Annotated in this window: 13 protein-coding genes; 3 read left to right on the forward strand and 10 right to left on the reverse strand. The window is 66.6% G+C overall.

The genetic code is table 11. The features are described from left to right. Window positions 1–188 precede the first annotated feature (188 nt). Window positions 189–1844 (reverse strand): ATP-binding response regulator, encoded by a 1656-nt coding sequence (locus tag HNQ61_RS21515; protein WP_170035535.1) that lies wholly within the window; start codon window positions 1842–1844, stop codon window positions 189–191. A 660-nt stretch (window positions 1845–2504) separates the two neighbouring features. Beyond that, complete coding sequence (locus tag HNQ61_RS21520) at window positions 2505–4634, reverse strand: bi-domain-containing oxidoreductase (RefSeq protein WP_170035534.1); 2130 nt, start codon at window positions 4632–4634, stop codon at window positions 2505–2507. A 435-nt stretch (window positions 4635–5069) separates the two neighbouring features. On the opposite strand from HNQ61_RS21520, the gene HNQ61_RS21525 reads away from it, so the two are divergent. Continuing rightward, window positions 5070–7784: an N-6 DNA methylase gene (locus HNQ61_RS21525; protein WP_170035533.1), complete on the forward strand. Its 2715-nt coding sequence runs from the start codon at window positions 5070–5072 to the stop codon at window positions 7782–7784. Window positions 7785–7997: 213 nt separating this feature from the next. Here the strand turns inward: HNQ61_RS21525 and ychF are convergent, their stop codons facing one another. From ychF to HNQ61_RS21560, 7 genes are all read right to left on the reverse strand, one after another. Further along, window positions 7998–9098 carry a redox-regulated ATPase YchF gene (ychF, locus tag HNQ61_RS21530; protein ID WP_170035532.1) on the reverse strand — a complete coding sequence of 367 codons (1101 nt, stop codon included), beginning with the start codon at window positions 9096–9098 and terminating at the stop codon, window positions 7998–8000. A 186-nt stretch (window positions 9099–9284) separates the two neighbouring features. Beyond that, on the reverse strand, window positions 9285–10592 hold the full coding sequence (locus tag HNQ61_RS21535; RefSeq protein ID WP_170035531.1) for a PIN domain-containing protein: 1308 nt from the start codon (window positions 10590–10592) through the stop codon (window positions 9285–9287). A gap of 73 nt (window positions 10593–10665) precedes the next feature. Continuing rightward, window positions 10666–11238 carry an aminoacyl-tRNA hydrolase gene (pth, locus tag HNQ61_RS21540; protein ID WP_170035530.1) on the reverse strand — a complete coding sequence of 191 codons (573 nt, stop codon included), beginning with the start codon at window positions 11236–11238 and terminating at the stop codon, window positions 10666–10668. A 58-nt stretch (window positions 11239–11296) separates the two neighbouring features. Beyond that, window positions 11297–11899 (reverse strand): 50S ribosomal protein L25, encoded by a 603-nt coding sequence (locus HNQ61_RS21545; protein WP_170035529.1) that lies wholly within the window; start codon window positions 11897–11899, stop codon window positions 11297–11299. Between the two features lie 70 nt (window positions 11900–11969). Continuing rightward, window positions 11970–12920 carry a ribose-phosphate diphosphokinase gene (locus tag HNQ61_RS21550; protein WP_240978486.1) on the reverse strand — a complete coding sequence of 317 codons (951 nt, stop codon included), beginning with the start codon at window positions 12918–12920 and terminating at the stop codon, window positions 11970–11972. A 720-nt stretch (window positions 12921–13640) separates the two neighbouring features. Then, window positions 13641–15140: a M16 family metallopeptidase gene (locus tag HNQ61_RS21555; protein WP_170035528.1), complete on the reverse strand. Its 1500-nt coding sequence runs from the start codon at window positions 15138–15140 to the stop codon at window positions 13641–13643. Further along, complete coding sequence (locus HNQ61_RS21560) at window positions 15140–16483, reverse strand: M16 family metallopeptidase (protein ID WP_170035527.1); 1344 nt, start codon at window positions 16481–16483, stop codon at window positions 15140–15142. Before HNQ61_RS21560 ends, HNQ61_RS21555 begins: the two co-directional genes overlap by 1 nt. A 618-nt stretch (window positions 16484–17101) precedes the next feature. Here HNQ61_RS21560 and HNQ61_RS21565 point away from each other — a divergent pair. Continuing rightward, complete coding sequence (locus HNQ61_RS21565) at window positions 17102–18490, forward strand: M28 family metallopeptidase (RefSeq protein ID WP_170035526.1); 1389 nt, start codon at window positions 17102–17104, stop codon at window positions 18488–18490. 266 nt (window positions 18491–18756) lie between these two features. On the opposite strand, the gene HNQ61_RS21570 is transcribed toward HNQ61_RS21565, so the two are convergent. Continuing rightward, window positions 18757–19221 carry a hypothetical protein gene (locus HNQ61_RS21570; RefSeq protein WP_184430771.1) on the reverse strand — a complete coding sequence of 155 codons (465 nt, stop codon included), beginning with the start codon at window positions 19219–19221 and terminating at the stop codon, window positions 18757–18759. Between the two features lie 293 nt (window positions 19222–19514). Between HNQ61_RS21570 and HNQ61_RS21575 the strand changes: the two genes are divergently transcribed. Beyond that, window positions 19515–21659 carry a PAS domain-containing sensor histidine kinase gene (locus HNQ61_RS21575; protein ID WP_183685798.1) on the forward strand — a complete coding sequence of 715 codons (2145 nt, stop codon included), beginning with the start codon at window positions 19515–19517 and terminating at the stop codon, window positions 21657–21659. Window positions 21660–21893: the final 234 nt, after the last annotated feature.

A 21893-nucleotide genomic window follows, 5' to 3' on the forward strand; every position in this document is an offset into this window, starting at 1 on the left:
GCATCTTGATCAACAGGCAGCTAGGACGACAGCCGCTCGCTTTTGCCGATCTGCTCGGCTGGTGAGAAACTCACACCAAGCGTTTCAGTCGCCCCAGCCTCTTCCATCGTCAACAACGAATCGCCCGGCGGACACGAATGTCCGCCGGGCGATCTCCCATCCCTCCCCTTACATCGATTCAGCCGCGATCACCGCGGCAGGCGGATGCGGAATGTGCTGCCTTCGCCCTCGCGGCTCTCCGCCCAGATCTCGCCCCCGTGCTGCTCCACGATGCTCTTGCAGATGGCCAGCCCCAGCCCCGTACCGCCCTTGTCGCGCGAATCCGACGCGCGCACCTGCCGGAACCGGCCGAACACCGACTTCAGCTGCCCCGCGGGAATCCCCCGCCCCTGGTCGCGCACGGAAAGAACGACGCCGCCCTGCGGCCCCTTTTCCGCCGCCACCCACACGCACCCGCCGCGCGGCGAAAACTTGACCGCGTTGCTCAGCAGGTTCACCAGCACCCGCAGCATGCGGTCCGGATCGATGCACGCCGTAAGCGTCGTGGGCCGCACGATCAGCAGCACATCGGCCGCTTCGGCGGCGGCGGCGACGGTTTCCGCCGCCTGCCCCATCACCTCGGCCAGCTCGTACGGCATGCGGTCCAGCACCTCGCTGCCGGACTCCAGCCGCTCCAGGTCCAGCATCTCGTTCACCAGGCGCATCAGGCGCTCGGCGTTGCGGCTGGCCAAGGCGATGGTCTCCTTGGCGCGCTCCGGCCGGCTTTCCAGCAGCCCGCCATCCAGCAGCGACAGCGCGGCGCGGATGGAGGTCAGCGGGCTGCGCAGCTCGTGGCTGGCCACGGCGATGAACTCGTCCTTGAGCCGCTCCAGTTCGTGCCGCTCGGTGACGTCGCGGGCAATGGCCTGCACCGACGAAATCCCCTGCCGGTCAAAGCTCATGCGCACGCTCAGCCCGATCCACCGCTCCGTCCCGTCCGGCCCGACAGCCGGGAACTCGTTGTACGACAGCGCGTTGCGCTGGCGCTTCTGCCGCAGGTAGAAGCGGCGCAGCGCCGCGTGTGCGTCCGGCCGCACGAACAGCAGGTACGGCAGCCCGCGCAGTTCATCCACCGGAAGCCCCAGGTGGTCGGCGGCGATCTGGTTGACGTAGCGGATGCGGCCCGACGCATCCGTCTCAAAGATCATGTCGCTGGCGTTTTCCACCAGGTGCCGGTACCGCGCCTCGCTTCCCTCCAGCTCGCGCTGCACCGCCTCGCGCCGCGCGATGTCGATCTGCAGCTCCGCGGTGCGAGCGGCCACGGCGCGCTCCAGCGACGCGTTCTGCTCGCGCTGCTGCTGATAGAGAAAGCGGATTTCCAGCAGGTTGCGAATGCGCAGCAGCACCTCGGACAGATCGAACGGCTTGGTGATGAAGTCGCTCGCGCCGCCCAGCAGCGCCCGCTGCCGCGCCACCGCGCTGTCGTCTCCCGTCAGCATCAGTACGGGGTGCAGCGCCCGCTCGGCGCGCAGGTCGCGCACGGCGTTCAGCACCTCGGCGCCGTCCATTTCCGGCATGCGCAGGTCCAGCAGCATCAGGTCCGGCATGCGCTCGCGGTACAGGCGCAGTCCTTCCACGGCGTCGGTGGCGCTGAGCACCGTGGCGCACCCGGAACGCGACAGCATGCGGGTGAGCATGCGCACGTTGGCCGGCTCGTCGTCCACCACGAGCACCGTGGCGCGGGCCAGCAGCGCGCTGGTCTGCTCGTCGCCGCTGGCGCCGGTATCGTGCGAAACAGGTTCGGCCGTGCGCTGCTGCTCGAGCAGTGCCTGAACCTGAAGTGCGCGGCTTGTATCGAGAATCATGTTCGTCGGAGGCTGGGGGTACCCGCTGACAGGGCATACACCGCGCCACGTTTGATTACCATCTAAATCAATATACTACATATACTTAGACCAGTCTACGCGAACCGGTCGAATTGACCGGATTTCGTACAGTCGGGGATGGATGGCAGGCGATACGCCGGATTGCGCGCGAAGAACGGGAGTGTACGAAATCCGGTCACTGTACGTGGATCGGGCAGAGTTGGCGGGGCGCGTGGCGGGAATCGTGAGGGAGATGGGCAGGTTTCGCGGGTGAGCCCCCACCCGGGCCGGAAGCTCGCCGCGGACGAAGAAAATCGTCCCGCGCGAAGTAGGTTGAGCGAATGAATTCGCCGCTCAAACAGCGCTAACCCCCGACACCGGCCGCTGGCGCGTCCGGTTCGGGGCTTCAACGGCGCCAAAGCGTCAGGATCAGGCCGCAGCCAGTGCCCGCGCTGAGGTCTCCCCCTCTCCCGCTTGCGGGAGAGGGGGCCGGGGGGAGAGGGGTGCCCGCCGCCGCGCCACACCCTCCGAAGCAGACCGGAGTGCAGTTCTCCCCCTCCGTGCACAAAGCCGTGGAAAGCCGAAAAACAAAGCAGCCATGCCGCCCGAAGGCCGCATGGCTGCTCGTCATACACCCCGCACGGACCGGCCCGCGCGGGATCAGCCGGCGTCGCGCGCCATGCGGCCGGCGCGGATGGACCAGCGCGACACGTCCCACAGTTCATCCATCGGAATCGGCGGCGGCCCGCCCGCGCGCACCGCATCCATGAACAGCCGCACCTCGGCCGCGTGCCCCTTGTCCATCGTCTTCGCGCGCTCCCACCACGGCCCCGCCACCCCGAAGCGGTGCAGCCGGCGCCAGTTGTCGATCGCCACCGTGCGCCCGTCCCAGAAGCACTCGATGCGCTCCTTGGGATAGCTGCGCGCGCCGTTGGACAGGTAGTGCACCACCGCCGTGGAGCCGTCGGCAAAGGAAAGGGAGATGTGCGCGATATCGTCGATCGCGCGGCCGGTGGCGTCGCGCGCCGGAACCGCGTGCACTCCCACGATGGGCGAGCCGGCCAGGTAGCGGCACAGGTCGATGAAGTGGCACCCCTCGCCGGTGATGCGCCCGCCGCCCGCCTGCGGGTCCTGCGTCCAGTGGTCGCGGGGGATGGCGCCCGCGTTCACCGTCGCCACGATGGACACCGGCCCCGCGCGCCCGCGCAGCATTCCGCGCACTTCGCCCGCCAGCGGCGCAAAACGGCGGTTGAAGCCCACCGTCAGCAGCCGCCCGGACGATTCCACCGCGCCGGCCAGCCGGTCCAGCTCCTCCTCGTGCAGCGCCAGCGGCTTTTCCACAAAGACGTGCTTGCCCGCCGCCAGCGCGCGCTCCGCCAGCCCGGCGTGGCTGTCGTGCCGCGTGAGCACGAAGACCGTGTCGATTTCCGGCGTCGCCAGCAGCGCGTCCACGTCCGTGGTCACCCGCTCGAAGCCGAACTTTTCCCCCGTGACCGCGCCGCTGGTTCCGCCACTGGACGCGATGGTGTGCATTCTCGCCCCGGTGGACTGCAACGCGGGAAGCAGCGTGCGCAGCGCGAAATTGCCCGCGCCGATCATCCCGATCACGCCACGCGAGGCCACGCCCGCGGTGACGAACGGCGCGGAGAGGCTGCGCGACGAGGGCTGCGGAAGCACGCCGCCGCGGTCGGGATAGGTGAGGACGACGCCCAGGCTGGGCGCCGAGCCGGAGATCACCTCGTACGCCTCGGGCGCGCGGTCGAACGCAAAGCGGTGCGTGACGAGCGAGAGCGGATCCACCGCACCGTCTTCCATCAGCTGAAGCACCGCCTCAAAGTTGCGCTGCTCGGTCCAGCGCACGTACGGCAGCGGATAATCCTGCCCGCCCTCTTCGTACGCCGGATCGTAGCGCCCCGGGCCGTAGCTGCACGACACCGCGAACGACAGTTCCTTCTTGAAGAAATCGTCGCGGCGCAGGTTGAGGCCGGTGACGCCCACCAGCACCAGCCGGCCGCGCTTGCGGGCCATGAGCGCGGACTGATGGACGGGATCGTCGGAGTCCGACGCCAGCGTCAGCAGCACCGCGTCGGCGCCCACGCCGCCGGTCTGCGCCAGCACCGCGTCCGCCACGGAGCCCGCGGAACCGTCCAGCGCGATGGCGCCGTACTTTCGCGCCAGCTCCAGCCGCCCCGCGTCACGGTCGATGCCGATCACGCGGCAGCCGTTGGCGCGCAGCAGCTGCACCGTCAGCAGGCCGATGAGCCCCAGCCCGTACACGACCACCGTTTCGCCCAGCGTGGGCGCGGCCAGCCGGATGCCCTGCAAGCCGATGGCGGCCAGCGGGGTGAACGCGGCCGCCTCGTCCGACACGTTGTCGGGGATCAGCGCCGCGAGCGTGTGCGGAACGCGGACGTACTCGGCGTGGTTGCCGTTGGTGACCACGCGGTCGCCCGCGCGAAAGCGCCCGGCGGCGGGGCCCGCCTCCACCACCACGCCGGCGTGGCAGTAGCCCAGCGGAATGGGGGCGTCCAGCTTGGCGCGCACGGCCTCCATCGTGGGGCCCAGGCCGTCGGTGCGCACCTTGTCCAGCACCTGCTTCACCTTGTCGGGCTGGCTGCGCGCCTTGTCCAGCAGGTTGGCGCGGCCAAACTCCACCAGCATGCGTTCCGTGCCGGCGCTGACCAGGGTGGCGCGGGTTTCCACCACCAGGGAGTTGCCCCCGGCGCGCGGAACCGGCACGTCTACCAGGCGCGTTTCGCCGGTGTTCAACTGCTGCAGCAACTGCTTCATTCAGCAATCCGGAAAATAGTCATCTCGGCGCGTCTGCTCTCGCGAAACAGACGCGGACGAATTCGTCGTTGTCAGGCCTTCAGGCGGTCCCATCGCTCGTACATGCGGCGCAGACCGCCTCGCCAAGATGCTGGTGCGCGTGGACGGAGGCAACTGCGGGCACCGGACCGGCCAGCGCCTGCGCAGGACGCTGCCGCTACAGCAAAGAATCTCGCGCACCTCAGCTTGGTGTCAGAGTGCGATACTCCAAAGTCAAAAATCGGACCGGGTGAAACACTCGTTTCCACGCCTGCGCACCAAGATGGCTCGAACCACTCATTCAACTGAGCGACAATTTCCAGATAGTTGCGGCTGATACGCCAGTCCAGTAAAGTTCCGGAGTAAGGCACTCTGCTTTTTTTGACAAACCTATATTTCACATCACCGGAGCGATGCATGCCCTTCCCACCCACTAACTTCTCCTCTCCCGATGAGGTTGCTGCGGATCCACTGGTGATGGAGGCTGTTCGACGAGGCTTCATCACGATCAAGCCAAGACGCGTGACCTACTCGCTCGCTAGCGAGCGCCAGTATGAGTGGACTGATCCGGAAGAGTGGGTACGTTGCTTCTCGATTGCGTTTCTGGTGTTGGTGAAAGAATATCCCACACACCGGATCAAGACCGAAGTGTCGGTCCCTCGTCGTACTCCGAACGACTGGGCGGACATCGTCGTGTACGCCGACGACGCGTGCCGCATACCGTACCTAGTTGTGGAAAACAAGCGGAGTGACGTCAGCGCCTCGGATCGAACACAGGCGATTGAGCAGCTATTTGGCAATGCGAATTCGCTTCGCGCACCATTCGGGCTCTACGATGACGGAGGGGAATCGATTTTCTTTGATGTGGGCAACTTCCCGTCGACCGAGCGGATTGCGAACGAGCGGGGAGACCGGGACAACTTGGCGGCTCAGTACGGAGCCCAGCCAGAGTTCGCTCACTGGGTTGGGCGGGCTGGAGACATCACAGCCGAACCAAGAGCCGTGGTGGAGAGAAAAATCCGCTACGCGCACTCGCGTATCTGGGCCGGAGGCAAACGGGATCCTCTCAAAGCTTTTGACGAGTGGAGCAAGCTTCTGTTCGCAAAGGTTCACGACGAGCGATGGACCCCGCAGGACGGGCCGCGACGATTTCAGGTCGGAACAGACGAAACCAGTGCAGCTGTCGCGAATCGTGTGCACAGGCTCTTCGATCGAGCCAAGGGTGAAGATCCCAGCATTTTCGACGAGAACGTCAAGATCGAACTCCCCGATCGAAAGATCGTCGAGGTAGTTAAAGCGCTTCAGAAGATCTCCTTCGTGGATACCACCGTCGACAACATCGGTGCTGCCTTCGAAGATTTCTTCGGATCCGTGTTCCGCGGAGAACTGGGGCAGTACTTCACGATGCGTCAGATCGCCAGGTTCGCAGTAGCGGTCCTGGAAATCAGCCCAGATGATTACGTTCTGGATCCGACGGCCGGCAGTGGTGGCTTTTTGCTCGAAGTGCTTCTTCAGGTGTGGCACAACATCGACAACACCTATCCTGCAGGACGAAGGGAGCGGCTTAGGAACGACTTTGCCCTCAGCCACGTTTTCGGAATCGAGATCCACGACATCCTCGCGAGGATTTGCAAGATCAACCTCCTCCTCCACCACGACGGCCACACAAACATCGAGGGTGACCGCAGCTGCCTGGACGCAGTGTTTACCAAGGCACGACTGAACCCTCCGCGGGAACAGTTTACGCGAATCGTGGGCAACCCTCCTTTTGGCGACGAGGTGGTGCAGGGCGATGAAGATCAACTTGGTTCGAACACTCTCGAATCGTTCTCCGTAGCTCACGGGCGTGACAGCATTGCATCTGAGCACGCGATTCTCGAACGGTGTGTCGAACTGCTCACGCCGGGAGGCCGACTTGGGTTGGTTCTTCCTGATGGAGTGTTCAACAATCAGGGGGAAACGTCGAACTGTCCACGAATGCGGCGGTATCTGGCCAGCAGCGGCGTGATCGAGGCGATTGTATCGCTGCCCGACCATGCGTTTCGACGCGCCGGAGCACAGAACAAGACCTCCCTCCTGTTCTTCCGGAAATTCACGGAACAAGAGTCCGCCCGGTTTCGCCGTGCGCACTCCGAGCAGTTGGAAGCAACCGGTGAGACAGACATCGCTATACGCGCCGGATTGAATGCGCTCGGCTACTCCGTTTTTTTGGCAGAAGCAACCCACATTGGGTACACCACGACAGGATCACCGAGCAACCGCAACGACCTTTACAAGGGCAGTTCTGGCGGGCGCTTAGACGACGCGCAACCAGATACCATCCTGGGCGAGTATAGAAGGTTCCGCCAGAATCCTGGGACCTATCCCGGCCGGACTTCTCCGGACTGCATGGCGATCAATGCGGCGGAAATGTGGAGCGCTCACCCAAGCCGCCGGCTGGACCCGAAGTACTTCTTGTTCAAGCGAGAAGAGCGCGGGGTAACTCCAGAAGGCTGGCATCGCTCCCCTTTGCGGGACGTAATGCGCAGGCGAGAAACCGTCGTTTCGCCGGAAGACAACCCGGAGGAGCGCGTTCAGGTCATGACGATCTCGCAAACCGGCGAGATTCGACCGCGAGAGGCAGGCAAAGGAAAGAACCCTCCCGAATGGCTGGGTATGTACTTCGCGGAAGGATCGTCCACCTGGTATGCTGCGCGAGAAGGGGACGTCGTGTTCTCCTCAATCGACTTGTGGAAAGGATGCATCTCAGTGGTGCCTCCTGAATTCGACGAAGCACTCGTCACCAAGGAATTCCCCATCTACGAAGTTACTGATAAGAGGTTGGATCCGGGTTTTCTCTGGTGCCTTCTTCGCAGCCGATACTACCAGCGGGCGTTCCGGGCCATCACGACGGGGCACAGCAACAGGCGCCGTACCCAGAAAGAGGACTTTGAGTCGCTGGAAATCGTATTTCCCGAAGATCCTCAGATACAGCGGGCGCTCGTGCGAGAGATTTTCAACGCTCGCCAAGGGCAACGTGATGCTGGAGACCACCTCAGGCGCGCCATGATGAACTTCAGCGACGCGATCGACGGAAGGTTCGGGGAGGAACTCCCCGAACCGGAACTCGCCGGCTCGGAGGAGCAGGACTGACACCATCCGCATTCGGATAGCTATGGACAAGGTTCCCGGCGGACGTTAAGCAGAGAACCAGTGAGCCGGGGAAGGTACGAGGAGCATTCTTCCGGAGTCCGGATTCAGCACGCAATCCAGTCCGGGATTGATCGACAAGAAAGAGCCCGCTGGACCGGTGACGGAAGCGGGCTCTCACCATGTACTGACAGTTGACTCTGCCCAGCGAGCCGATCAGACGTTGAAGCGGAACAGGAGGATGTCACCGTCCTTGACGACGTACTCCTTGCCTTCGGAGCGCATCAGCCCCTGTTCCTTGGCCGCCTTGACGCTGCCGGTCTTTACGAAGTCTTCCCAGCCCACCGTCTCCGCACGGATGAAGCCGCGCTCAAAGTCCGAGTGGATGACGCCGGCAGCCTCGGGGCCCTTGGCACCGACCGGGATTTCCCACGCGCGGACTTCCTTTTCGCCCGCAGTGAAGTACACCTGCAGGCCCAGCAGCTTGTAGCCGGCGCGGATCAGCGTGTGCAGCCCCGGTTCCGTCAGCCCCAGCGACGACAGGAACTCGGTGCGCTCCTCCGCGGGAAGCTCGGCCAGTTCGCTTTCGATCTTGCTGCTGATGGGGACGATGTCGGCGCGCTCACCGCTGGATTCCACCGCGGCGCGCAGGGCGCGCACGTGGGCGTTGTCGCCCTCCGGCAGGTCCGATTCGGCCACATTGGCCAGGTACAGCACCGGCTTGCTGGTGAGCAGGTTGTACGAGCGCAGGATCTTCTGCTCCTCGTCGTTGGCCTCCACCACGCGGGCCGGCTTACCCTCACCCAGCGCCGTGTTCAGCCGCTCCAGCAGGCCCAGTTCGGCCAGCGCGTCGCGGTCGTTGCCGCGGGCGGACTTCTTGGCCTTTTCCAGCCGCTTCTCCACCACGCCCAGGTCGGAGAGCGCCAGTTCCAGGTTGATGATCTCGCGGTCGCGGGCCGGGTCCACGCCGCCCATCACGTGCACCACGTCGTCGTCGTCAAAGCAGCGGACCACGTGCACCACAGCGTCGGTGTCGCGGATGTTGGCCAGGAACTGGTTGCCCAGCCCCTCGCCCTCCGACGCGCCTTCCACCAGCCCGGCGATGTCGACGAACTGCACCGTCGCGCGCTGAACGCGCTGCGGCTGCACCTTTTCCGCGAGCAGGTCCACGCGGGGATCGGGGACTTCCACCATCCCCACGTTCGGCTCAACGGTGCAGAACGGGTAGTTGGCGGCGTCGGCGCCCGCGGAGGTGAGCGCGTTGAACAGCGTGGACTTGCCCACGTTGGGCAGCCCCACGATTCCGAGCTTCAGCATATGGAAATCACCCGAAGGATCATCGGCAAAACGAAGAAGCCGGCACCCCGCCACGGGGAACCGGCCTGCGCAAAACTACCCGCCCGGCCGCCGTTCGTCAACGCGCACGGCGGATCACAGCCCGCCCAGCTCCGCGCGCGTCCCCGCGAACCAGTTGAGGTCCACGTTGCCGCTGATGCCACCAGTCTACCAAACGTGCGCGTCGACCGATGAAATGGGAACAAACTCCCCATCACCTCGGAGGTAACCTACAACCAAACCATTACCTGGCGAGGTACCACCCATCTGCGCTGCCACTTTGGTAATCGCATTGGCTACTCGCGAATCGGGCGCTATAAGCACCACATCAACGGCAAGGTAGCCCTCGTCACTCCTAAGCCCCCGGGACACACTTAGAAGATGATTGATGGTAGCTTCGGCTGCGCTTGCGTCAAGCATGAAGCGAGTCTCTACTCCCATCCACCCAACCTCAGTTTTGACCGTCAAGTCGGGAAAGAATGTATACTCAACATCCCGGTCGGGGTACAAAGTTTCGAGCCATCGCCGCATCAGCGGATATGTCGAGCTTGCCCGCCCTACCGTAATTTCCGGATGTTGGGCCTCGCTCACGCGCACCTCATTCACCACCTCGGGTTGTGCGCCGACGAGTTCCAGAAACTCTGAAAAACGAACTACGTGAAGCGTTTTCCCCCCGGAGATCCGCCGGAACTCCTCAACGAGTTCAAAGCGGGGATAGAGTTGCTGTTTCTCGCTTTGATACCACCAGTCGTTCTTCACATCGTTAGAAACAAAGATCACGTCCAACCCACGTGCTTTCGCAGCAGCCAGGATCGTGTGCCAAATGATCAAGTCACCAACACCCCCGTCAGGTTTGTTGGAATCTTTGAAACCGGGCGGGATCCGATGAGCTTGACGATGCGCCAAATCTTTGCGCAACTCTTCTCTGTCCAACTCAGGATCGAATACCACTCCGGCAGAGAATAGCTCTCGATACAGAGCGCTAACCGGGTCGTTCCAATTCCAGTTCCGGATGACCTTCAGCAATTGGTCGACGCTGCTCCGGTACTCGGTAAGCTGTTTAGCAAGCGCAGCCTCCGCCGCCTTCACAGCTTGATACTGGTCTAAGGACTCGAGCAATGGGTAGGACTGCGATTTCAAATCCACATCCCGCTTCCGAGAGATCTGTTGAAATAGATCCTTGAGCTTATCGGAACGGTTCTTAGCAAATTCTCGTGCGACCTGCCCAGGTACCATCAAGCGCTTCTCTACAACGTAGCGCCGGTAGGTTGAAGCGATCTCGGCGAGGCTATTCTTGCCAGTGTTGTAAGGGAGGAGAAGCACATTTGTGTCCAGTACAATGAGCGACTCCGGCGCGATTACCAGCAAGGGACGCGGCTCGAAAGAGAAGATACTCTCCGCGTCAGGGAAGAGATCTTTTAAAACGAAAGCGTCGTAATCGCTGGATTCGCCACTATTAGCCGGATTCTGGGCCATTGCCGATCAGATGAAGTGCGTGGATGGAGCTACTTATCTTCAGGGATCTTGGACCCGCAGGCTCCGGCGCGGTTCAGCGGTTGTATCGGTCCATCGCGGCTTCCACGCCGTCGCGCATCCAGACTTCGACGGCGTCGCACAACTCCGGCAATCGCTCGTCGATCAGCTTGCGGTCGGGTTTGGGCAACGGAGACAGCACCCAGTCCGCCAGGTCGCGCCCCTCCGGCTTGGCCCCCACGCCGATCCGCAGACGCGGATAATCGCGGGAACCCAGCGCCTGCTCGATGGACTTGAGCCCGTTGTGCCCGCCCGCGCTCCCCGTCGCGCGAAACCGCACGCGGCCGGGCTCCAGCGCGATGTCATCCACCAGAACCAGAAGGTCCTTCGACAGATCCAGCGCCCCCATGCGCTTGAGGCCCACCAGCACGCCGCCGCTGCGGTTCATGTACGTCAGCGGCTTGATGAGGCGAACCTGGTGCGGCTCCACGCGCGTGGTGGCGTTGGCCTGCGTCTTTTCCGCCCGGAACTTGGGGACGCCCCAGCGCTGGGCCAGGGCGTCCAGAAGCCACCATCCCGCGTTGTGGCGGGTGTTCTCGTACTCGCGGCCGGGGTTTCCCAGCCCCACGATCACCTTGGCGCCGGCCACATCGCCTCCATGATCACCCGCGAGCCACGCGCGCACCCGCTCCAGCACGGAACCGAGATCACGCCTCGGCGGCCGCTTCGGCTTCCGCCGCGGTCGGCTCGGCCGTGCGCGGCGCGATCACCGACACGATGGGCAGATCGCCATCCTGCAGGATCTTGTAATCGCCGGTGGCCACGTCGCTCACGCGGATGGACTCGCCCACGGCCAGGCCGGACACGTCCAGCTCCAGCACGTCCGGAATGCGGTCCGGCATCACTTCCATGTCCAGGTCGTACAGCACCTGGTCCATCACGCCGCCGCCTTCGCGCACGCCGGTGGGGATGCCGGTGAGCGACACGGGCACGCGGACGTGCACGCGCTCGCCGGCGTGAACGTGGAAGAAGTCCAGGTGAAGGACTTCCGGGCGGTACGGGTGCATCTGCACTTCGCGCAGCAGCACGTCCTGCGTGGCCTGGCCGTCAAGCTCCAGGCGGACGATGGCGTTCACGCCGCTGGCCGCCATGAGCAGCTCCAGCTCGTGGCCGTCGACCGAAATGCCGAGCGGCTTGTCGCCGTGGCCGTAGACGACGGCGGGCACGCGGCCCTGCTGGCGCAGCTTGCGGGCGACGCCCTTGCCGCTGGCGTCGCGGGCGACGGCCTTGAGGGTCTTGGGACTGGCCATGTTGATACTCCTTCAGACGTGCGCGGCGCGCTTCCGGACCCGTGTGGCCGGAACACGCGAGGCGTCGTGTTTACTCGAACAGGCTGCTGACCGACTCGTTGCTGTGCGTGTAGCGGATGGCATCGCCCACCAGATCCGCCACGGACAGCACGGTCAGGTTGGCGAAGCGCTTTTCCTCGGGCACATGCACCGTGTTGGTGACCACGATCTCCTTGAACGGGGCGCTGGTCAGGCGCTCCACCGCCGGCCCGGAAAGCAGGGCGTGGCTGGCGCAGGCGTAGATGTCGCGCGCGCCGCGGTCCTTCAATGCGCGTGCCGCTTCGGCCATGGTTCCGGCCGTGTCGATCATGTCGTCGCTGAGCAGGCAGTCCTTGCCCTCCACTTCGCCGATCACGTTCATGACCTCGGCCACGTTGGCGGCCGGGCGGCGCTTGTCGATGATGCCCATGGTGGCGTCCAGCCGCTTGGCGAAGCCGCGCGCCATCTTGGCCGAGCCCACGTCGGGCGACACCACCACCAGGTTGCTGAGCCCCTTCTGCCGGAAGTACCGGGTAAAGACGGGCGCGGCGTACAGGTGATCCACCGGCTTGTCGAAGAAGCCCTGGATCTGGTGCTGGTGAAAGTCCACCGACAGGATGCGGTCCGCGCCGGCGCTGACGATCATGTTGGCGATCAGCTTGGCGCCGATGGCCACGCGCGGCTGGTCCTTGCGGTCCTGGCGCGCGTAGCCGAAGTACGGCATGACCGCCGTGACCCGCGCGGCCGAGGCGCGCTTGACGGCGTCGGTCAGCAGCAGCAGTTCCAGAATGCTGTCGGCCGGCGCGGTGGTGCTCTGGATGATGAAGATGTCGCGGCCGCGGACATTTTCATCGATGCGCACAAAGATTTCGCCGTCGGCGAAACGCTTGATGGTCACCTCGCCCAGCGGCACGCGCAGGTGCGCGGCGATTTCTTCGGCAAGCGGGCGGTTGGCCGTGCCGGCCAGCAGCATGGGGCCACCACTCGCGAACGCTTCCGGCATGTCCTGACGGGGTTGCGTGGAGACGGATTGCGAGCCGGGAAGATACCCTGCGCGCACACGCGCCGAAAGTGCGGGGGTGAAAAGACGTGCTGCTACGCGGGATTACGGCCGGTTTGACGAGTCCAAGGAGAGGTCGGACGTGCATCTCGGGATTCCGCGCGTCCGGCGGGGAGGCCCCTCCCCCGGCCCCTCCCCGTGCAAACTGCGCACGGAGAGGGGAGAACCGCGGATCCGTGTGTTCCGGAGAGCCCGGCGCGGCGGCGGGCACCCCTCTCCCCACGGCCCCCTCTCCCGCAAGCGGGAGAGGGGGAGACCTCAGCGTGGATGCCGGCTGGCGCTCGGGCCGGCGGCCATTGTGCCGGCGGTTGAAACCGCGCCTCGAAAAACACGAAGTCCGCCTGCGCGGACTGTGGCGGCGGACCTTATTCATCCCCGCGATGCAGTTGAAGCCCCGAACCGGACGCGCCAGCGGCCGGTGTCGGGGGTTCCCGCTGTTTGAGCGGCGGATTCATTCGCTCCCGGTATCCGCCGCCACGCGCGACTCCGCTTCCCGCACCAAACTCTCCGCCCGCTCCAACCCTCCCCCAGTCCGTTTTGGGGGAGGGTGGGCCGGTGGTGCCGGCCCGGGTGGGGGCCGCCGTGAAAATCGCCCGGAACGACAAAGGCCGGCTCCCGCGCGGGGAGCCGGCCTCCGTTCATCCATCCAGCGTCCGGAAAAGACTACTTCACGAACTCGGACACGTCGCGCACCACCACGGTGCCCACGTTGGCGGCGCGGAGACCCGCCTCCACCTTGCTGCGGTCACCCACCACGACCACCACCGACTGCCCGGGGCGCACGTACTGGTTGGCCACGCGGCGCAGGTCCGCCGCGGTCACCGCCATCGTCCGCTCCACGTACGTTTCCAGGAACGACGGGTCGATGCCGTACGTTTCCAGGTTGCCGTATTGCGCGGCGATGTCGGAGGTGGTTTCCAGCTGGTCCGGCAGGCGCAGCGCCACGTAGCGGCGCGCCTTGTCCAGCTCCGCCTCGGTGACGTCTTCCGTGCGGATGCGGTTGAGCTCCTTGAAGAACTCCACCACCGAGCTGTCCGTCGCATTGGTCTGCACGCCCGCGCGGGCGGTGAACGGACCGGCGCCGCGCAGCATCTGGTAGCCGCTGCTGGCCCCGTACGCCCAGCCGTGCGTCTCGCGCAGGTTGGTGTTCAGCCGGCTGGTGAACGACGCGCCCAGAAGCGTGTTCATCACCAGCAGCGCGTAGTAGTCCGGCGTGTTGCGCGCCACACCCGGGTGCCCGATGCGGATTTCCGACTGCGCCGCGCCCGGCTTGTCGACCAGGTACACCGTGGTGCGGTTCAACGCCGCCGGGGTGGCCGGCGTGGCCGTGAGCGACGGGCCCGTGCCCGTGGCGCGCCACGAGCCGAACGCCTGCTCCACCAGCGGCTCCATCTGCGCCGGATCCACGTCGCCCACCAGGATCAGCGTGCTGTTTTCCGGCCGGTAGCCGCGCGCGTGGAACGCCGCCACCGCCGCGCGGTTCAGCCGCTCCGTGGTGGCCTGCGTGGGATAGCGCCCGTACGGATGCTGCTCGCCGTACACCAGGCTGCTGAACGCGTAGTTGGCGATGGTCGTCGCCTCGTCGCGGGCGCGCGCCAGCTGCGTCAGGCGCTCCTGGCGAAGCCGGTCAACCTCGCGCTGCGGAAAGTCCGGGCGCGTCACCACGTCGGCCATCAGCCGCAGCGCCGCGGGAAAGTTCTGCTTGAGCACGTACAGGTTGGCCTGCGCGGCGTCCACCCCGGCGCTGGTGGTGAGCGACGCGCCCAGCAGGTCCAGCGCGTCGGCCAGCTGCAGCGAGTTCTTTCCGCCCGCGCCCTCGTCCAGCATGCTGGCCGTGAACGAGGCCAGCCCCGACGCGTTGGCCGGCTCGTCGCCGGTGCCCGCACCGCGGGTGAGCATCAGGGCGCTTACGACGGGCAGTTCGCGCTGCTGGATGTACACGACCTTGAGGCCGTTGGGCAGCGTGCGGCGCACCGCGTCCGGCAGGTCGATGCGCGGCGCGGCCGAGGTGGACGGCGCCGTGGTCGGAAACGCCGCGGCCGCCGGAGCCGCGGGCTGCTGCTGCGCGGGCGACGGGGCCGGCGCGGTCTCCGGCTCCTGGGCGGCCGGGGCGCAGGCCGACAGGGCGGCGCCCGCCGCGATCGTCGCGAGAGTCCTCTTCATTACTGGTTCTCCTGGGCGGCGAGCGCCGTCTTGCCGGTGGGCACGAAGCTGATCACCACGTGGTTGCGTCCGGCCAGGTACCGCTGGGCCGCCCGTTGCACGTCGGCGGGGGTCAGCGCGCGGTAGCGGGCCAGGTCCTCTTCGGCGTGGTCCGGGTCGGCGGCGTAGTACAGGTACTCGTTCAGGCGGTCGGCCTTGCCTTCCACCGTTTCCAGCGCTCCCACGAAGCCGGTGACCATGGTGTTCACCACGCGGTCAAGCTCCTCCTGCGAGGGCGGCGTCTGGGCAATGCGGGCCACTTCCTCGTTGACGGCGGCCTCGATGCGGTCCAGGTCCACGTCGGGACGGGCCCGCACGCGCACCCAGAAGTCGCCCGACAGCAGCGACGCATCGTTCCACGCCGAGGTGAAGGCGGCGATCTGCTCGTCGTACACCAGGCGCTTGTACAGGCGGGCGCTCTTGCCCTGCGTCAGCACCGAGGCCAGCGTGTTGAGCGCGGCCTCATCGCCCGAAAAGCGCTTGTCGCTACGCCAGATCATGGTCAGCTCGGGGAGCGTGACCCGGTCTTCGCGCGTCGTGTACGTGGTGGCGGCCAGCTGCGGAAGCGCGATCTGCGGGCGCTCCACGTCGGCGTTGCGCGGAATCCACGAGAAGTAGCGCGTTACCCACTGCCGCACCTGGTCGGTGTTCACGTCGCCCACGATGGAGATGGACGCGTTGTTGGGCGCGTAGTAGCGGCGAAAGAACTCGTTGACGTCGTCCACGCGGGCCGAGTCCAGGTCGGCCATGGAGCCGATGGTGGTCCACGAGTACGGGTGGCCGGCCGGGTACAGCAGCGTGGAGGCCGTTTCCCACAGCATGCCGTAGGGCTGGTTCTCGTAGCTCTGGCGGCGCTCGTTCTGCACCACGCCGCGCTGTCCCTGCAGCTTGGACGGGCTCATGGCGTCCAGCAGGCCGCCCATGCGGTCGGCCTCCAGCCACAGCGCCAGTTCCACGGCGTTGGACGGCATGACTTCGTAGTAGTTGGTGCGGTCGGTGTTGGTGCTGCCGTTGTTCCGGGCGCCGGCCGCTTCCAGCAGGTTGTCAAAGTCGCCCTCGGGGACGTTCTTCGATCCTTCGAACATGATGTGCTCGAAGAGGTGGGCAAAGCCGGTGCGGCCCGGCTTTTCGTAGCCGGAGCCCACGTGGTACCACACGTTCACCGACGCCACGGGCGTCGAGTGGTCCTCCGCCACAATCACCTGCAGCCCGTTGGGGAGCGTAAAGGTGGTGTGCGGGATGCTGACCTGCTGCGCCGCCGCCGGCGCCGCGACAAGGCTCAGCAGCAGGACGATGCGTTTCATCATTCTGCCCTTCAGATAGGGTTGGTCGAATCCGGTCACGATAACGCGCCGCGCGGGCCGGGAACAGGGCGCGCCGGGACGATGCTAAAATATTGGCATTCCGCCGCGCGGCAATGCTTGCGGACAGGTTTCGCTGATACCGTGGATGGAGACGGATGTTTCCGGGAGGCCCCTCCCCGTGCAAACTGCCGCACGGAGAGGGGAGAACTGCGGGTTTGGCGTGCTCCGGACAGTTTGTCCCGGCCGCGGGCACCCCTCTCCCCCCGGCCCCCTCTCCCGCAAGCGGGAGAGGGGGAGACCTCACCCCCGTGGCAGGCTCCGGTGCGCGTCCGCGACTTTCGCTCGACGATCGAATTCGCGTCTCAAAAGATACGATGTCCGCCTCCGCCGGCTGCGGCGGAGCGTTTGGTCGAGTATCCCGCAATGCAGTTGAAGCCCCGAACGGCGCCTGTGGGCGTCGTGTCGGGGGTTCCCGCTGTTGGAGCGGCGGATTCATTCGCTCTCGCGGGGGAAGGGTGGGGCCGCCCTGAAGCCCGTAGCGCTTGCTCGCCCTCCATCCCCCGGCGCATCTTTCCCATCCACTCCCGGTCATCCACTCCACCCGCCTCCATCGCACCCATGCGGAACCGACCGTTGTACCTGGCCCTGGCGGCCGGCGTGATCTGCGCCGCGCCGCTCGCCGCGCAGGGAGAATCGCTCACCACGCGCTACCAGGCGCGCGCCGACAGCCTCATCCGCGGCGCCACCCGCGACAGCACCGCGTGGAACCGCATGGCGGAACTGGTGGACCGCTTCGGGCCGCGGTTCAGCGGCACGCCGGAACTGGAGCAGGCCATCGACTGGGTGGTCGCCCGCATGCGCGAGGACGGGCTGGAAAACGTGCACACCGAGCCGGTGATGGTGCCGCGCTGGGTGCGCGGCCAGGAATCCGCCACGCTCACCTCTCCGCGGTCCATGGAGTTGCACATGCTGGGGCTCGGCGGCAGCGTCGGCACGGCGGCGGAGGGCGTGGAGGCCGAGGTGATGGTCGTCGGCAGCTTTGACGAACTGACGCGCCGCGCGTCCGAGGCGAGGGGCAAGATCGTCCTCTTCGACGTTCCCTTCACCACTTACGGCCAGACGCAGCCGTACCGCGGCCGCGGTGCCATCGAGGCCGCGCGCGTGGGCGCCGTCGCCAGCCTGATCCGCTCGCTGGGGCCGTTCGGCATGCAGTCGCCGCACACGGGCGGCATGCGCTACAACGACTCCATCGCCAAAATCCCCGCCGCGGCGCTGTCGATGGAAGATGCCATGCTCATCCACCGCCTCATCGACCGCGGGGAGCGGCCCCGCGTGCGGCTGCGGATGGGCGCGCAGACGCTGGCGGACGTGCCCTCGCGCAACGTGGTCGCCGAAATCCGCGGGAGCGAGCTACCCAACGAGGTCGTGGTGATGGGCGGCCACATCGACTCGTGGGACGTGGCGCCCGGGGCGATGGACGACGCGGGCGGCTGCGTGGCGGCCTGGGAGGCGCTCCGGGTGATGAAGCGCCTGGGGATGCGTCCGCGCCGCACCGTGCGCGTGGTGCTGTGGACTAATGAGGAAAACGGAACGCGCGGCGGAACGGCGTACCGCGACGCCCACCGCGCGGAGCTGCCCAACCACATTCTTGCGATTGAATCGGACGAGGGGGTGTTCGCGCCCAAGGGCTTCAGCGTGACGGCGACGGAGCCGGCGGTGGCGCAGGTGCGGCAGATCGCGGCGCTGCTGCGGTCCATCGGCGCGGACAGCGTGGAGCTGGGCGGCGGCGGCGCGGACATCGGGCCCATCATGCAGCAGGGCGTGCCGGGCATGGGGCTGATGGTGGAGCAGGAGAAGTACTTCTGGTATCACCACACCTCCGCCGACACGCCCGACAAGCTGGACCCGGTGGACATCGCCCGCTCCGTCGCGGCGATGGCGGTGATGTCCTATGTCGCCGCGGATGCACCGGTGCGCATCGCTTTCGGCCGTCCGCCCGCCAACTGACGCGCGGTTTCGGTGGATGACAAACGGGGCGCGGCGATCTTCGCCGCGCCCCGTTTGTCTTTTCATCCGCTGGATGATCCGCTCTTCATCCGACGGATGATCCAACCCGCCGCAACGCCCGAACGCGGGGGACCCACGCGACACTTTCAGCCACAGTCCGCGCAGGCGGACTTCGTGCCTTTCCAGCGGCGAATTCATTCGCTCCTGGACAGGCGGCCGCGCGGATGTGGTCGAGAACGCCCGGAACCTTCAGCCCAACCCGCGCCTCATCCCGCCGACGACGACGTTCCTGCCACGGCCGGCGCGCCGGTTCCGCGGATCATCTCGCGTGGCGGAAGCAGCGCGGCGATGCGGCGAGACATGCTCAGCATCTGCCGCGACTCCTGCCGAAGCTGCTCCACCAGCACGTCGCCCGGCTCCCCGCCCCGCTTTCCCTCCTCGTCCGCCTGCAGCCCGATGCGCTGGGCGCGGCGCTCCAGCAGGTCCACGTCTGCCCAGGTGAACCCGAACGGCTGCCCGAACAGCGCAAACGCCGCCGCCGCGTGGTAGCACTCCGGCGGAATGCGGGCGTGCTCGCCGTCCGCCAGGTTCAGGGTGATGGCCATGCAGCGGCCGTCCAGCAGCGCGTTCACATCCGCCTGCTGCGCCTCAGGCTCCGCCGCCGAGGCCGGCTCCTGCATCGCTTCCTTCCAGGCCTCGTCCGAAACGGCTGGTTTGAAGTAGTTGACCACGGGAATCGTCCACCGTCTGAGTACGAATTGGCGCGGGAGCGCGCCTCACCGCCCGCCTTCCGCAAGCCGCACTCCACCGCGCCCGCGCCCCGGCTCACCCTCGTCCACGACCGGCAACCGTACGGCGCATTGTACGCGAAACGTCACAAAGCCCGGTGCGACGCACGTGTCTTGCGTTGGACACAGCTTCCATCACGACTCGTCTGGACGGCCGGGTTCCGCCGTCCAGAAACTCACGCGCCAGGGAGCGGCGCCCGACGCGCGCGCGTTCAACCGAACCGGAACTCACCAAAATGCAACGCAGTACGCCGGACCGCCCTTTGAACGACGCGAACACCGCCGGAGAGGGGCCGGACTTCCGCGCCCTGTTCCACGCGCTGCCCGGGCTGTTCCTGGTGGTCCGCGCGGATGCGCCGAGGTTCACCATCGTGGCGGCAAGCGATGCGTACCTGCACGCCACCGTGACCCGGCGCGAAGACATCACGGGCCGCGGCATCTTCGAGGCGTTCCCCGATCGGCCCGGCGATCCGAACGCCACGGGAGAGCGGAACCTGCGGGCCTCGCTGGAGCGCGCCCTGTCTTCCGGCGCGCCGGACGCCATGGCGCGGCAGCCGTACGCCATCCGCCGTCCGGACGGCAGCTGGGAGGAGCGCGTGTGGAGCCCGCTCAACACGCCCCTCACCGACCCCGCCACCGGCCGCGTCACGCACCTGATCCACCGCGTGGTGGATGTGACGAAGGAGGAGCAGATCGCTGCCGACCACGCCCGGCTCCGCGGCGAAAGCGAGGAAGCCGACCGGGCACGCCGAGGCGCGGAGCAGGCATACCGGGAGCTCTCCCGCGAAAGCGCGTCGCTGCAGTGGGCCAACGCGCAGCTGCAGGACCAGGCGGCGGAGCTGGAGATGCAGTCGGCGGAGCTGCAGGCCACCGCCGCGCAGCTGGAGGAGCGCACCGAAGAAGCGGAAGAGGCGCGCCGCCGCACGGTGAGCATCCTGGAATCCATGGCGGACGCGCACTTCGAGCTGGACTCCGCGTTCCGCATCGTCGCGGTGAACGGGGCCATGGAGCGAGGGAGCGCGCTTCCGCGCGCGGAACTGCTGGGCCGCGTCTTCTGGGAGATGTTTCCCGGCGCCATCGGCACCGGCTTCGAGCGGCACTACCGCGCGGCCGTGTCGGAAAAGAAGGAGGCGCACTTCATCCACGACTACAGCGACGGGCGGCTGGAACTGGTGGTGGAGGTCGACGCGTACCCCACCGACCGCGGCGTCGCCGTCTTCTGGCGCGACATCACCCTGCGCATGCGGGCGACGGCGGAGCGTGAGCGGCTGCTGGCGGTAAGCGAGATGGCGCGCGGCGCGCTCGCCATCAGCGAAGAGCGCTACCGCACGCTCTCGGAGGCCGTACCCGTGCAGGTGTGGACCGCGCGGCCGGACGGGGCGCTGGACTTCGTAAGCGAGCGCACCGCCATCTACTTCGGCGCTTCCGCGGAGGAACTGCTGGGGGTGGGATGGGGCGCGTACGTGCACCCCGACGACCTGGACGTGGCGCTCAGCCGCTGGTCACGCTCGCTGGCGACGGGAACGCCGTACGAGGCCGAGTTCCGCCTGCGCGACGCCAAGGGGGAGTACCGCTGGCACCTGGCCCGCGCGCTGGCGGAATTTGATGACTCGGGCACCGTCACCGGCTGGGTGGGCAGCAACACCGACGTGGAGGGCGAGCGGCGCGCCCGCGGCGAGGCCGAGGCGGCCAACCGCTCCAAGAGCGAGTTCCTGGCGGTGATGAGCCACGAACTGCGCACCCCGCTCAACGCCATCGGCGGATACGCGGAGCTGCTGCAGATCGGCGTGCAGGGGGCCGTGACTCCGGAACAGGTCGATTACCTGGAGCGCATTCAGCGCAGCCAGCGGCACCTGCTGGGGCTCATCAACGAGGTGCTCAACTACGCCAAGGTGGATGCAGGGGCGGTGCAGTACGATCTGGGCGCGGTGGCGATGGCCGAGGTTCTGGCGGGATGCGAGGCGCTCACCGCGCCGCAGGTGCTGGCCCGACAACTCGATTTCCGCCACGTGCCGGCTAGTCCATCGGTGAACGCGCACGCGGATTCCGCCAAGGTGCAGCAGATCGTGCTCAACATGCTGAGCAACGCGGTCAAGTTCACCGAGCCGGGGGGCAAGGTGACGCTGGAGTGCGTGGCGGACGGCGGCCAGGTGCTGGTGCGCGTGGGCGATACCGGGCGCGGCATTGCCCAAGACCAGCTGGAGCGCGTGTTTCAGCCGTTCGTACAGGTGGATGCCCAGCTCACGCGCGCGTACGAAGGAACCGGGCTGGGGCTGGCCATCAGCCGCGACCTGGCGCGCGGGATGGGTGGCGATCTGGTGGCGGAAAGTACGCCCGGCGTGGGCAGCACCTTTACGCTCCGCCTGAACCGCGCGGCCTGACGCTGGCCGGAAGAGTGGGTTGATGATGGATGACGAGACGAGCCCCGAACCGCGCTGCCGGTCCGGGGCTCATCTCGCCGATGGCGCAATCCGGATCGATGAATCGCCCGAATCTGCGTCTCACCTTCCGCGGAGCCAACATCGCGCAACGCACGCCCGTTCTCGCGGACAGCCGATCCTTCGTCGGCGCCAAAGGACAGGGCGGCGGCAGGTGCATCCGGCGCCTCCTCAAGA

The organism is Longimicrobium terrae, from assembly GCF_014202995.1.
GTDB lineage: Bacteria > Gemmatimonadota > Gemmatimonadetes > Longimicrobiales > Longimicrobiaceae > Longimicrobium > Longimicrobium terrae.